11 protein-coding genes are annotated in these 13,150 nt (G+C 66.6%); 4 read left to right on the top strand and 7 right to left on the bottom strand.

Features of this window, described 5'->3' with window-relative positions:
* Window positions 1-102: 102 nt before the first annotated feature.
* The 7 genes from IB256_RS07965 to IB256_RS07935 all read right to left on the bottom strand — a co-directional run bounded on the left by IB256_RS07965 (window position 103) and on the right by IB256_RS07935 (window position 8,890).
* Window positions 103-1,470, bottom strand: a complete 1,368-nt coding sequence (locus tag IB256_RS07965) for an OprD family porin (RefSeq protein ID WP_192402022.1) — start codon at window positions 1,468-1,470, stop codon at window positions 103-105.
* Between the two features lie 144 nt (window positions 1,471-1,614).
* Window positions 1,615-3,171 (bottom strand): galactarate dehydratase, encoded by a 1,557-nt coding sequence (garD, locus tag IB256_RS07960; protein WP_192402020.1) that lies wholly within the window; start codon window positions 3,169-3,171, stop codon window positions 1,615-1,617.
* A 32-nt stretch (window positions 3,172-3,203) separates the two neighbouring features.
* On the bottom strand, window positions 3,204-4,568 hold the full coding sequence (locus IB256_RS07955; protein ID WP_081519707.1) for an MFS transporter: 1,365 nt from the start codon (window positions 4,566-4,568) through the stop codon (window positions 3,204-3,206).
* A 542-nt stretch (window positions 4,569-5,110) separates the two neighbouring features.
* Window positions 5,111-6,550 carry an aldehyde dehydrogenase family protein gene (locus IB256_RS07950; protein WP_192402018.1) on the bottom strand — a complete coding sequence of 480 codons (1,440 nt, stop codon included), beginning with the start codon at window positions 6,548-6,550 and terminating at the stop codon, window positions 5,111-5,113.
* A 13-nt stretch (window positions 6,551-6,563) separates the two neighbouring features.
* Entirely contained in the window at window positions 6,564-7,475 is a 912-nt protein-coding gene (gene kdgD / locus IB256_RS07945) for a 5-dehydro-4-deoxyglucarate dehydratase (RefSeq protein ID WP_081519705.1), read from the bottom strand.
* 138 nt (window positions 7,476-7,613) lie between these two features.
* Window positions 7,614-8,354, bottom strand: a complete 741-nt coding sequence (locus IB256_RS07940) for a FadR/GntR family transcriptional regulator (RefSeq protein WP_192295823.1) — start codon at window positions 8,352-8,354, stop codon at window positions 7,614-7,616.
* Between the two features lie 164 nt (window positions 8,355-8,518).
* Window positions 8,519-8,890, bottom strand: a complete 372-nt coding sequence (locus tag IB256_RS07935) for a DUF6306 domain-containing protein (RefSeq protein WP_192295801.1) — start codon at window positions 8,888-8,890, stop codon at window positions 8,519-8,521.
* A gap of 381 nt (window positions 8,891-9,271) precedes the next feature.
* Between IB256_RS07935 and ccoN the strand changes: the two genes are divergently transcribed.
* The 4 genes from ccoN to IB256_RS07915 all read left to right on the top strand — a co-directional run bounded on the left by ccoN (window position 9,272) and on the right by IB256_RS07915 (window position 13,122).
* On the top strand, window positions 9,272-10,717 hold the full coding sequence (gene ccoN, locus IB256_RS07930) for a cytochrome-c oxidase, cbb3-type subunit I (protein WP_192295802.1): 1,446 nt from the start codon (window positions 9,272-9,274) through the stop codon (window positions 10,715-10,717).
* Window positions 10,718-10,727: 10 nt separating this feature from the next.
* Window positions 10,728-10,931 (top strand): hypothetical protein, encoded by a 204-nt coding sequence (locus IB256_RS07925; RefSeq protein WP_192295803.1) that lies wholly within the window; start codon window positions 10,728-10,730, stop codon window positions 10,929-10,931.
* A 122-nt stretch (window positions 10,932-11,053) separates the two neighbouring features.
* Window positions 11,054-12,187, top strand: a complete 1,134-nt coding sequence (locus tag IB256_RS07920; RefSeq protein WP_192295804.1) for a CBS domain-containing protein — start codon at window positions 11,054-11,056, stop codon at window positions 12,185-12,187.
* Window positions 12,188-12,261: 74 nt separating this feature from the next.
* Complete coding sequence (locus IB256_RS07915; protein ID WP_192295805.1) at window positions 12,262-13,122, top strand: LysR family transcriptional regulator; 861 nt, start codon at window positions 12,262-12,264, stop codon at window positions 13,120-13,122.
* Window positions 13,123-13,150 lie beyond the last annotated feature (28 nt).

The following is a 13,150-nucleotide window of genomic DNA, read 5'->3' as shown; positions in this document are numbered from 1 at the left end:
TCGTAGGGCGCATAACGCGCCAGCGTTATCCGCCACTGGTGGAGGCGAACGGCGGATAACCTGTTCCAGGTTATGCGCCCTACGGTCTCTGCATTCCTGAACTCACAGCAGCGGCAGGGAGTAGCTGACGATCAGCCGGTTCTCGTCCTGGTCGCGCTGGGTCGGGGTGCCGGAGCCGCTGGCGGGCAGGCCGCTGCGCAGCATGGCGTTGCGCCAGGAGAAGCCCAGGCCCTTGAGGGTGCCTTCGGGGATCACGTAGGACAGCGTCAGGTCGCGCTCCCATTCGCCCTGGTCGCCGCTGGCGGTCTTGATGTCGTCGCCCTTGAGGTAGATCGCCGCGAAGGTCAGGCCCGGCAAGCCGGCCTGGGCGAAGTCGTAGCCGTAGCGCGCCACCCAGGTGCGTTCGCCTGCGTGCAGGAACTTGCCGATCTGCACGTCGGTGATCAGGTACGCGCTGCCGCTGGCACCATCACCACGGTTCAGGTAGGGGAAGTCGCTGTCGCCGTTCATGACCTGGTAGCCGGCGCCGAGGCTGTGCCCGGACAGGCTGTAGGTGAACATCCCGCTGTAGGCGCGGTTGTCCACTTCACCCTTGGTCACCCGGTTGCCGTAGTAGCCGCTGGAGAGGTAACCGTCGGCACGGCCGGAAGTGCTGCCGTTCTTGCCGTCGGAATCACTGTCGAAGGCGCGCAGGTCGGTCTTCAGCACACCGGGGCCGAGGTTCAGGCTGTGCTGCAGGCCGAGGAAGTGCTGCTGGTAGAACTCGCTGAGCTGGCCGTAGTAGTACTGCAGCGTCAGGTCCTTGCTCAGCTTGTAGTCGCCGCCGGCGTAGTAGAACTCGTTGCTGTCGCGAGCCGTGGCGCCGCTGTTGGCGCCCTGGATCGACATGCCGCGCCAGTCGCTGGAGTTGCGCCCACGGGTGTGCTCCAGCTTGCCGGCCACCAGGCTGAGGTTGTCGATATCGGCGCTGGTCACCTGCCCGCCCTCGAAGGTGCCGGGCAGCAGTCGACCGTCGTTGTAGGTCACCACCGGTAGCTTGGGCATCAGGGTGCCGTAGCGCAGTTCGGTGCCGGAAATCTTCGCCTTCAGGGTCGGGCCGAAGCTGCTGAAGTCGTTCACCGCCTCGCCGTTGCTTTTCGACGGAAACACCGTACCCGCCTGCTGGCTGGCCGATTCGTAATGGGTGCCACCGCCGCTGTCGAGGCGGATGCCGAGCAGGCCGATGGCGTCGACGCCCAGCCCAACCGTGCCCTGGGTGTAGCCCGAGGCGTAGTTGAGGATGAAGCCCTGGCCCCACTCTTCCTGGTGGCTCGGCTCGGCCGTGCCATTGCGGTTGTCGCTGTTGATGTAGAAGTTGCGCAGGGTCAGGCTGGCCTTGCTGTCTTCGATGAAGCCGGCAGCCTGGGCGGCGGGCACGAGAAGGCCGAGGGCGGCGCAGGCGATGGCAGCGCCCAGGGTGGAGTTTTTCATTGTTGTCTCCGGGTCGTGGATTTCAGGGTGAGCGCCACCCGTCCCAGTGGTGCGGGCAGGCGCGGGATTTCAGGCAAAGGGAGGCCGGCGGCGCCGGGAGGCGCCGTCGATCACGATCAGGGGTGGATCAGCCCAGCTGTTGCATCAAGTCACGGGGGCCGGGTTGAACAGCACCAGATCGTTGTGCAGGTGATGCCGCTCGGCCCAGGTGTGGACCTTTCCGCTGGCCACGTCGAGGTAGAGCTGGAAGATTTCCCAGCCCAGCTCGTCCAGGGTCATGCGCCCGGAGGTGACGCGGCCGGCGTCGACGTCGATCAGGTCCGGCCAGCGCTCGGCCAGTTCGGTGCGGGTCGCCACCTTGATCACCGGCGCCATGGCCAGCCCGTAGGGCGTGCCGCGTCCGGTGGTGAAGATGTGCAGGTTCATGCCGGCAGCCAGTTGCAGGGTGCCGCAGATGAAGTCGCTGGCCGGGGTGGCGCAGTACTGCAACCCCCTGCCCTTCACCCGTGCGCCCGGCGGGATGACACCAGCGATGGCGCTGCTGCCGGACTTGGCGATGGACCCCATGGCCTTCTCGACGATGTTGTTCAGCCCGCCCTTCTTGTTGCCGGGCGTGGTGTTGGCGCTGCGGTCGGCCATGCCGCGGGCGAGGTAGCGGTCGTACCAGTCCATCTCGGCGACCAGTTGCTCGGCCACCTCGCGGTTGGCGGCGCGGGCGGTGAGCAGGTGGATACCGTCGCGCACCTCGGTGTTCTCGGAGAACATCACCGTGGCGCCGGCCCGCACCAGCAGGTCGGCAGCCACGCCCAGCGCGGGGTTGGCGGTGACGCCGGAGAAGGCGTCACTGCCCCCGCACTGCATGCCCACCACCAGTTCCGAGGCCGGCACCGTCTCGCGGCGGCGCTGGTCGAGGACCACCAGACGCTCCTCGATCAGCTCCAGTATCTGCGTGACCATGCCCTGGAAGCCGTTGCCGGATTCCTGCAGGCGGTACAGCCACTGCGCCTCGTCCTGCCCGGCGGTGAGTGCGTCGCCGTCCATCAGTTGCACCGGCTGCAACTTCTCGCAGCCCAGGCCGATGACCAGCGCCTGGCCGCCGAGGTTGGGGTTGCGCGCCAGGTTGTACAGCGTGCGGATCGGGATGATCGCATCCGGCGCGTTGATCGCTACGCCGCAGCCGTAGCTGTGGGTCAGCGCCACCACGTCATCGACGTGCGGGTACTTGGGCAGCAGTTCGCGACGGGCGCGCTCCACGCAGTGGTCCAGCACACCGGTCACGCACTGCACCGTGGTGCTGACGCCCAGCAGGTTGCGCGTGCCGACGCTGCCGTCGGCATTGCGGTAACCCTCGAAGCTGTAGCCGGTGAGCGGCTCAGCAGTGGGCGGCACTTCGGTGGCCAGCGGCAGCGCGTCCAGCTCCGGCGGCTCCGGCAGGCTGAGCAGTTGCTCGGTGACCCAGCGGCCCCTGGCGATGGGCGCCAGGGCGTAGCCGATCACCGTGCCGTAGCGCAGCACCGGCGCGCCTTCGGCGATATCCACCAGCGCCACCTTGTGGCTCTGCGGGATCGACTCGGCGGCCACCAGCTCATCCGGGAAGCGACCGCCAGCGGCGACGCCCTGGTCGTTGACGACGATGGCGACGTTATCGTCCGCGTGCAATTTCACGTAGCGCGGCGAATCCTGGTGCGGGATCAACTGCATGACACTCATCTCCGAAATACCCCCGGAACTGCTCAGGAATTGGCCGGGGCCAGACGTTTTTCAGGCACCTGGCGACCCTTTGGGTCTTCTTCGCGCAGCTCCACACGCTCGATGCGGCCGACGATGAACAGGTAGCTCAGCACGGCCACCAGCGCGTTGGCGCCGACGAATACCAGGGCCCACTTGAACGAGCCGGTGGCGCTGATCAGGTAGCCGATGACGATCGGCGTGGTGATCGAGGCGAGGTTGCCGAAGGTGTTGAACAGGCCGCCGGAAAGACCGGCGATCTGCTTGGGCGAGGTGTCCGCCACCACCGCCCAGCCCAGCGCGCCCAGGCCCTTGCCGAAGAACGCCAGGGTCATGAAGCCGACCACCATCCACTCGGCGTCGACGTAGTTGCAGAACACCATGGTGGTGGACAGCAGCAGGCCGCAGACGATCGGCAGCTTGCGGGCGAAGGTCAGCGAATGGCCGCGACGCAGCAGGTAGTCGGAGATGATCCCGCCCAGCACGCCGCCGAGGAAGCCCATCAGCGCGGGCAGCGAGGCGATGAAGCCGGCCTTGAGGATCGACATGCCGCGCTCCTGCACCAGGTACACCGGGAACCAGGTGAGGAAGAAGTAGGTGATGGCGTTGATGCAGTACTGGCCCAGGTACACGCCCAGCAGCATGCGGCTGCGCAGCAGTTGGCTGACGTAGTGCCATTTCGGGCCGTCGCTGGCGCGTTTCTGGTCCATGTCGACCATGCCGCCGCCGGCTTCGATGGCGGCGATTTCAGCGGCGTTGGTGCGCGGGTGTTCCTTGGGGTTGTAGATGGTCTTCATCCAGATACCGGCGAAGACCATGCCCAGCACGCCCATCACCACGAACACGTGCTCCCAGCCGAAGTGGAAGACGATCCAGCCCATGATCGGCGCGAACAGCGCGGTGGCGAAGTACTGCGCAGAGTTGAAGATGGCCGAGGCCGTGCCGCGCTCGGCGGTAGGGAACCAGGCGGCGACGATGCGCGCATTGCCCGGGAAGGACGGCGCCTCGGCGAAGCCCACCATGAAGCGCAGCAGGAACAGTGCGATCACCGCGCTGGCTACCGGCAGGTAGCCGACGAAGCCCTGCAGGAAGGTGAACAGCGACCAGATGAAGATCCCCGCGGCGTAGACCTTCTTCGAGCCGAAGCGGTCGAGCAGCCAGCCGCCGGGAATCTGCCCGGCCACGTAGGCCCAGCCGAAGGCGGAGAAGATGTAGCCCAGGGTGACCGCGTCGATGCCCAGGTCCTTCTGCAGGCTGGAGCCGGCGATGGAGATGGTGGCGCGGTCGGCGTAGTTGATGGTGGTTACCAGGAACAGCATCAGCAGGATCAGGTAACGCACATGCGTCGGTTTGGCGGTTGCTTGGCTCATCGATTGCGTCTCGTGTCTTGTTGTTATGGGAGCGACCGGCGCAGGCCGGCCAGATTATCAGCCGGCCCGTCGTGGCGAGCCGTTACCGCCTCCTTGCCGACGTACGGCGGGCGCGGCCGGTACGTCCGTTCCGACTCGCACGCAGGACACAGCGGCGAGCGACACAGCAGATAGCGCGCCACGGCCGGCAGGCAGCCGGATGGCGTACAGCGAGAGAGCGTGGAGCGAAGAAAAGGGCCCCGCCGGACGCCTGGCGAGCAGGCGAGACGACACGACGCGGCCAGGGAACTGGAGCGGGGAAAGCCGGCGCACGGTGGCGCGGCGATGTGAGATCGGACGGTTCTGCATGACGACCTACCTGCGAAGTTGAGCGGAGTGGGACAGCTCGGGGCGCGGTCAGCGCCTGGGTTCGCGGGTACGTGTCGACGGCGGGCAGTCGATGGTCATGGTATTTCCCCTGCTTTGTTCTTGTGTCGGGGTTCGGGTCATGTTTTGTGCAGCGGATGGCGCTGGCAGGCGCCACCCGCGGGTACTGCTATCGGTCAGGCACCGACGTAGGCGGTCTTCACCGTGGTGTAGAACTCCTGGGCGTAGCGGCCCTGCTCGCGCGGCCCGTAGGACGAGCCTTTGCGACCGCCGAACGGCACGTGGTAATCCACGCCGGCGGTGGGCAGGTTGACCATCACCATCCCGGCCTGGGCGTGCCGCTTGAAGTGCGCGGCATGCTTGAGCGAGGTAGTGGCGATGCCGGCGGACAGGCCGAACTCGGTGGCATTGGCCTGGGCCAGCGCTTCGTCGTAGTCCTTCACCTTGAGGATGCTGGCCACGGGGCCGAAGATTTCCTCGCGGTTGATGCGCATGTCGGGGGTGGTCTCGTCGAACAGCGCCGGGGCCATGTAGTAGCCCTCGGTGGCCAGCGACAGGCGCTCGCCGCCGAACAGCAGGCGTGCGCCTTCGTTGCGGCCGATCTCGACGTAGTCCAGGTCCTGGCGCAACTGCGCTTCGGAAACCACCGGGCCGATGTCGATGCCGTCCTGCAGCGCATTGCCTACCTTGATCCGGCGCATGCGCTCGACCATGGCTTCGACGAAGCGCGGGTAGATGCCTTCGGTGACGATCAGCCGGCTCGACGCGGTGCAGCGCTGGCCGGTGGAGTAGTAGGCGCTCTGCACCGACAGCTCCACGGCGCTGGCGAGGTCCGCATCATCGAGGACGATCTGCGGGTTCTTGCCGCCCATCTCCAGCTGCACCTTGGCGCCACGGGCCACGCACTGCGCGGCGATGCGCCGGCCGACGCCGACCGAGCCAGTGAAGCTCACGGCGTCCACCTGCGGGTGGTTGACCAGGGCCTCGCCGATCACGCTGCCACGGCCCATCACCAGGTTGAACACGCCGTTGGGGAAGCCGGCGCGGGAGATGATTTCCGCCAGCGCCCAGGCACTGCCGGGCACCAGGTCGGCAGGCTTGATCACCACGCAGTTGCCGTAGGCCAGGGCCGGGGCGATCTTCCACGCGGGGATGGCGATGGGGAAGTTCCACGGGGTGATCAGGCCGACCACGCCCACCGCTTCACGGGTCACCTCGACGCTGACGCCGGGGCGCACCGAGGGCAGCAGGTCGCCGGCCAGGCGCAGGCATTCACCGGCGAAGAACTTGAAGATGTTCCCCGCGCGGCCGACTTCGCCGATGGCTTCGGGAAGGGTCTTGCCCTCCTCCCGCGCCAGCAGCGCGCCCAGCTCGGCGCGGCGGGCGAGGATCTCGCTGCCGACCTTGTCCAGCGCGTCGGCGCGGGCCTGCACGTTGCTGTTGGACCAGACCGGGAAAGCGGCGCGGGCCGCCTCCACTGCCTGGTTGACCAGCGCGGCGTCGCCCAGCGCGTAGTCGCCGACCACGTCGGATAGGTCAGACGGGTTGCGGTTCGGGGTTGCGTCGGTGACGGCCAGCCACTGGCCGTCGACGTAGTGCGAATACTGATGTGCCACGGGGACCTCCGGCTTACTGCGGGCCGAGTTTCTTGATCAGCGCGTCGAGCATCTCGACTTCTTCGCCGGTGAGGTCGGTCAGCGGTGCGCGCACCGGGCCCGCGTCATGACCAACCAGCTTGGCGCCGGCCTTGATGATGCTCACGCCGTAGCCTTCGCAGCGGTTGCGGATGGCCAGGTACGGCAGGAAGAAGTCGTCGATCAGGCGGTTGACCGTGGCGTGGTCGTCGCTGGCGATGGCGTTGTAGAAGTCGATGGCGGTCTTCGGGATGAAGTTGAAGACAGCGGAGGAATACACCGGCACGCCCAGCGCCTTGTAGGCCGCCGCGTAGACTTCGGCGGTCGGCAGGCCGCCGAGGTAGGTCAGGCGCTCGCCCAGGCGGCGGCGGATGGCAACCATCGGCTCGATCTCGCCGATCCCGTCCTTGAAGCCAATCAGGTTCGGGCAGCGGTCGGCCAGCTTTTCCAGGCTGTCGGCATTGAGGCGGCAGACGTTGCGGTTGTAGACCACCACGCCGAAGTCCACCGAGCGGCAGACCTGCTCGACGTGGGCCACCAGGCCTTCCTGGCTGGCTTCAGTCAGGTAGTGCGGCAGCAGCAGGATGCCGGCGGCGCCCTGCTTCTCGGCTTCCTGGGCGTAGGCGATGGCCTGGCGGGTCGGGCCGCCGGCGCCGGCGAGGATCGGTACCTGGCCACGGCAGGTATCCACCGCGGTCTTGATGATCGAGGAGAACTCATTGGGCTCCAGCGAGAAGAACTCGCCGGTGCCGCCGGCCGCGAAGAGTGCGCTAGCGCCGTAAGGGGCCAGCCACTCCAGGCGGCGGGCGTAGGTGTCCGCGCGGAAGTTGCCCTGGGTATCGAAGTCCGTCACGGGGAACGACAGCAGACCGGACGAAAGGGTGGACTTCAGTTCTTGTGGATTCATTGGCGATCACCCTGCAAAGCGAATTTTTATAGGAAGAGGTGCAACGACAATCGGCTTATGGCGTCATGTTGTCGGTCATCGTACAACTACAAACAAAAGCCGACAAGTCGTCAGACAACCTTTTCTTCCGTCCGCTCGTCAGCCGAGTTTTTCTTCGGCCGATTCGTGGGCGCGGCGCAGGCGTTCGCGGGAGTTGGTGAGGTGCAGGCGCATCGCGGCGCGGGCGGCGTCGGTGTCGCCGCGGGCGATGGCGTCGAAGATGTCTTCGTGCTCGCGGTTGACCCGCGCCAGGTAGTGGCTCTGGTCGTCATGGGCCAGGCGCGCCGAATTGAGGCGGGTGCGCGGGATGATGCTCGCCCCCAGGTGGCTCATGATGTCGGTGAAGTACGGGTTGCCGGTTGCTTCGGCGATGCGCAGGTGGAACTGGAAGTCCGAGGCCACCGCGTCGCGGCCGTTGGCCTGGCTCTCCTCCAGGGCATCCAGGGCATCGCGCAGGCCCTGCAGTTGCTCGGGGCTGCGGCGCTGGGCGGCGAGCCCGGCGGACTCCACCTCCAGGCTGATACGCAGTTCCAGCACGGCCAGCACGTCGCGCAGGGTGACGATGGTCGCCGGGTCGATGCGGAACGGGCCGTCCTTGGGCGTGTCCAGCACGAAGGTGCCGATGCCGTGACGGGTCTCCACCAGCCCCGCGGCCTGCAGCCGGGAGATCGCCTCGCGGACCACGGTGCGGCTGACGCCCTGCTCGGCCATGATTGCCGACTCGGTGGGCAGTTTGTCTCCGGGCTTGATGCGACCATCGCGGATACGCGCGGAAAGCTCGGCGACCACGTCATGGGCGAGGCTGCGGGAACGTTTGCGGGGAAGCGGGCTGGTCGGCATGGTGGTCGCTGGAATGGATGAAGTGGCGGTCATCGTACAACATCGGGATGGCGCGCGGCCATGGTCGAGCCGTTGTGTGATGACTCTCTCCTGCTCCCGTGTTCCGTCTGTAGGAGCGCCGGAGTTTCCCGGTAGTTGCCGATTCCGCCGCGATCTGCAGGGCTTCACTGATGCAACCGCAGCACCGCCTCCAGTTCTTCGCGCAGCCACGGTTCGTCAATCTGGGGCAGGCGCTGGGTGATCTGCCGGGCAACCCAGCGCTGGCCACGGCCGATGAAGTCGAAGCGCAGCTCCAGGTCGTCGATGGCCATGGCGCTGGCATGGAAATCGCCCACGCCGGTATCCGGTGTGGCGCCCAGTCGTTCCAGGCAACGACGCAGGCGCCGGCAGCTTTCCGCCTCGCCCTGGTGCAAACGCTCCAGGCGGTTGCGTGCCACGGCCTCGTCGGCCTGCCGCAGGCTGTCAAGCATCACCCGTGCACCAGCGCGCTCGGCGCGCATCAAGGTCTGCAACCAGTCAATCAGATCGTCGGACATGACGCCCCCAGGTCATCGCGAAGGCCCATCCTAGACCGTCTCGCGAAACGGTTTTAAATGAATTGAATTGCACTGACGCTGCAATTTTCAGAATACATCCAGCCCACGTCGTACCTCTTCCTTTCCGCTGCGCTGCTCGTCGGCCTTGACCCCGGACAAGGCATTGCAGAGCGGCCGCGTGCCAGCACTCCACCTTGAAATCAAAATAACTGCACTTATGCAGCATTATTATTCGTTTGTTGCATCCATCGCCGCTGTTCAGACTGATCGGGCTCCCTGCGGCGAATTGCCTCCTACCTTGCCTCTTCGCCGATTAAGCAACGCTTAGCACTCTCGGGTGCCCAGGGAGCCGTCAGTCAACCGGAGTACGACGGAATCAAGATGGACAGCGCGATACCCCTCGATCAGCACACCCCCCGCGACGCCGAATACAACTACGACATCGTTCGCCGCTTCACCCTCACCACCCTGGGCTGGGGCATCCTCGGGATGCTCATGGGCGTATTCATCGCCGCCCAGCTGGTGTGGCCGCAGCTGAGCCTGGAGATGCCCTGGACCAGCTTTGGGCGCATCCGGCCGATCCACACCAACCTGGTGATCTTCGCCTTCGGCGGCAGCGCGCTGTTCGCCACCTCTTTCTACGTGGTGCAGCGCACCTGCCGTGTGCGGATCATCTCCGACAGCCTGGCCAACCTGCTGTTCTGGGGCTGGCAGGCAAGCCTGGTGGCCATGGTGATCAGCTACCCGCTGGGCATCACCACGTCCAAGGAATACGCCGAGATGGAGTGGCCCATCGCCGTCTGGGTGACCTTCCTCTGGCTGATCTATGCCTACCTGTTCTTCGGCACCATCGCCCGCCGCAAGGTGCGCCACATCTACGTCGGCAACTGGTTCTACGGTGCCTTCATCGTGGTCACCGGGATGGTCCACGTGGTCAATCACCTGGCGATCCCGGTGACACTGTTCAAGTCCTACCCGCTCTACTCAGGCGCTACCGACGCGATGATCCAGTGGTGGTACGGCCACAGCGTGGTGGGCTTCATCCTCTCGGTGGGCTTCCTCGGCATGATGTACTACTACGTGCCCAAGCAGGCCGAGCGACCGATCTACTCCTATCGCCTGTCCATCGTGCACTTCTGGGCGATCATCACCCTGTACATCTGGGCCGGCCCGCACCACCTGCACTACACCGCCCTGCCCGACTGGGCGCAATCGCTGGGCATGGTGATGTCGCTGATCCTCCTGGCACCCAGCTGGGGCGGCATGATCAACGGCATGATGACCCTCTCCGGTGCCTGGCATAAGTTGCGCACCGACCCGATCCTGCGCTTCCTGGTGGTGTCCCTGGCGTTCTACGGGATGTCCACCTTCGAAGGCCCGATGATGGCGATCAAGACGGTGAACTCGCTGTCGCACTACACCGACTGGACCATCGGCCACGTGCATGCCGGCGCCCTGGGCTGGGTGGCGATGATCTCCATTGGCGCGCTCTACCACATGATCCCCAAGCTCTACGGTCGCGAGCAGATGCACAGCGTCGGGCTGATCAATGCGCACTTCTGGTTAGCCACCATCGGAACCGTGCTGTACATCGCCTCGATGTGGGTCAACGGCATCACCCAAGGCCTGATGTGGCGCGCGGTGAACGAGGACGGCACGCTGACCTACTCGTTCGTCGAGGCACTGGCGGCCAGCCATCCGGGCTACATCGTGCGCCTGATCGGCGGGGCCACCTTCGCCAGCGGCATGTTGCTGATGGCCTGGAATACCTGGGCCACGGTGCGCGCCGGCAAGCCGGTGTCGAACCTCGAAGCGGCCGCGGCCTGAGGAGGCGACGATGCTGCTGAGCCTTATCGGCCTGATCGCCTGTATCGCCGCCTGCTGGCAATCCTGTCGCCATGACGACGAGCAGGCGGCACTGCTGCCTTTCGCCGACGACCCGGACGCCGCACGACGCATGAGCGCGGCCACCGGCCGGCACTGCGAAAGAATCGTCCAGCCGCTGCCGGAGCCGCCTCCGCCCTACCGACTGCGCGCCTGATCTCCGACGCTAGTGATTTCCTGCTCCAAGGACGGAGCCTCCCCGAGTGCCGATGTTGGCACCTTGCAGGGCTCTTTCCCGCGAGAGCCCGTTTTTTCAGACTTCGCTCCCCGGACCTTCCGATGCCCGCCCTCACCGGCTGGCGGCACCGCGCCGCCACGTACCTGCCCGACATTCCCCACACCCGCCCGCGCGAATGGCTGCGCGCCTCGCTCGGCGCCAGCCTCGGCTTCCTGCTCAGCGCCGCCACCTGCGGCCTGCTGTTCGGCTCCTCGGTGGCGCTGCACTTCGCCGGCCCCTGGGCCGCTTCGGCGGTGCTGCTGTTCGCCGTCTCTTCCGGCGCCCTCGCCCAGCCCTGGTCGGTGATCGGCAGCTACCTGTGCGCCTCGCTGGTGGCGCTGCTGATCGGCCTCTTCCTGCCCGCCGGCATCGCCAGCGCGGCCCTAGCCCTGGGCCTGAGCCTGCTGCTGATGTACCCACTGCGCTGCCTGCATCCGCCCGGCGGTGCGCTGGCCTTCTGCATGGTTTTCGCCTCACCCGTACCTGGCGAGCCGGTGTGGATGGCATCGCTATCCGCCATCAGCGGCGGCCTCGGCCTGGTGCTGCTGGCCCTGTTGTTCAACAACCTGACGCGCATGCCCTACCCGCGCCGCCGCAGCCTCGCGCCGGACAATCACCAGACCCAGGACCTTGCCCCCGGCGCGCGGGTCGGCATCCAGGCCGCCGACCTCGACCAGGCGCTGGACGAGCTTGAGGGCTTTGTCGACATCACCCGCGACGACCTCGAGCGCCTGGTGCGCAGCACCGAGCGCCACGCCCTGCGCCGCAGCATGGGCGATACCCGCGCGCGGGAAGTGATGTCCCGCGACCTGATCTGTGCCTCGCCGGAAACCCCGCTCAGCCACGCCCTGCGCCTGCTGGTGAAGCACCACCTGAAGGCTCTGCCGATCCTCGACGAGGAGCGCCGGCTGGTGGGCATCGTCAGCCTGATCGACCTGCTGGTGCCCAGGGGCGTCTGGTGGAAGCGCCTGCTGGGCGGCATCGGCCTGCACCGCGACCGCCTGCTGGGCGAAGTGATGACCCGCCCGGTGCTGCACGTGGATGCCGACACCCATGCGGTGGAACTGATCCCGCTGCTCTCCGACCACGGCCTGCACTGCCTGCCTGTGCTGGAACGTGGCGAACTGGTGGGCGTGATCACCCAGACCGACCTGATCGCCGCGCTGGAGCGTGACCTGCTCAGTCACCTGGGCTGACCGCGCTTTCAGTTCACCTGGGCTAACCGCCCTTTCCGTTACACTGGCCGTCTGATTCGCGCAGAAGCTCTCGCATGGACATCGACCTCACCCGCACCTTCCTGGAAATCGTCCGCCACGGCAGCTTCGTGGCCGCCGCCGACCGCATGCACGTCACCCAGACCGCCGTCACCGCGCGGGTGCAGAAGCTGGAGGCGCACCTCAACTGCACGCTGTTCGTGCGCAACCGCGCCGGGGCCCGACTGACGCCGGACGGCGAGGCCTTCGTCACCTACGCCAACCAGATCCTGCAGACCTGGGAGGCCGCCCAGCGCGACCTGCCATTGCCCGAAGGCATCCACAACGTGCTGCATATCGGTGGCGAGGTGAGCCTGTGCAACCCGCTGATGCTGCGCTGGGTCAGCCGTATCCGCCAGTCGATCGGTGACCACGCAGTGCGCGCCGAGATTGGCGACGGCCAGAGCCTGCTGCGCCAGCTGGAGCTGGGCGTGCTGGATGCCGCGCTCGTGTACCAGCCGACCTACTGGCCGGGGATGCAGGTGGAGCAGTTGCTGGAGGAGAAGCTGATCCTGGTGCGTGCGCAGAACCCCGAGCCCTACGTCTACATCGACTGGGGCGATGGCTTCCGCCAGCAGCACGACAGCGCCCTGCCGGAACTGTCCAAGGCGCCGGTATCGTTCAACCTCGGCCCGCTGGCATTGCAGTACATCCTGGAGAACGGCGGCTCGGGCTACTTCCGCACGCGGGTGGTACAGAGTTATCTGGACCGCAAGGTACTGCGCCGCGTGCCCAAGGCGCCGGAGTTCAGCTACCCGACCTATCTGGTGTATTCGCGGGACCGCGATTCGCAGGTGCTGCAGCAGGCCTTCGCGCTGCTGCGCGAGGTGGTGGCGCAGGACCCGGACTGGTCGCAGCGCTGGGATCCGATGATCTGAGCCCGATGAACCGGTGCTGCCGGCCGCC

The organism is Pseudomonas sp. PDM17 (assembly GCF_014851985.1).
Classification (GTDB): domain Bacteria; phylum Pseudomonadota; class Gammaproteobacteria; order Pseudomonadales; family Pseudomonadaceae; genus Pseudomonas.
The sequence above is the reverse complement of the archived record's forward strand: the minus strand, read 5'-3'. Positions and strand labels throughout refer to the sequence as shown.

Bases quoted from the DNA above. Each gene is read 5' to 3' on its own strand.
- IB256_RS07965 (WP_192402022.1), bottom strand. From the start codon at position 1,470: ATGAAAAACTCCACCCTGGGCGCTGCCATCGCCTGCGCCGCCCTCGGC.
- garD (WP_192402020.1), bottom strand. From the start codon at position 3,171: ATGCAGTTGATCCCGCACCAGGATTCGCCGCGCTACGTGAAATTGCAC.
- IB256_RS07955 (WP_081519707.1), bottom strand. From the start codon at position 4,568: ATGAGCCAAGCAACCGCCAAACCGACGCATGTGCGTTACCTGATCCTG.
- kdgD (WP_081519705.1), bottom strand. From the start codon at position 7,475: ATGAATCCACAAGAACTGAAGTCCACCCTTTCGTCCGGTCTGCTGTCG.
- IB256_RS07940 (WP_192295823.1), bottom strand. From the start codon at position 8,354: ATGCCGACCAGCCCGCTTCCCCGCAAACGTTCCCGCAGCCTCGCCCAT.
- IB256_RS07935 (WP_192295801.1), bottom strand. From the start codon at position 8,890: ATGTCCGACGATCTGATTGACTGGTTGCAGACCTTGATGCGCGCCGAG.
- ccoN (WP_192295802.1), top strand. From the start codon at position 9,272: ATGGACAGCGCGATACCCCTCGATCAGCACACCCCCCGCGACGCCGAA.
- IB256_RS07925 (WP_192295803.1), top strand. From the start codon at position 10,728: ATGCTGCTGAGCCTTATCGGCCTGATCGCCTGTATCGCCGCCTGCTGG.
- IB256_RS07920 (WP_192295804.1), top strand. From the start codon at position 11,054: ATGCCCGCCCTCACCGGCTGGCGGCACCGCGCCGCCACGTACCTGCCC.
- IB256_RS07915 (WP_192295805.1), top strand. From the start codon at position 12,262: ATGGACATCGACCTCACCCGCACCTTCCTGGAAATCGTCCGCCACGGC.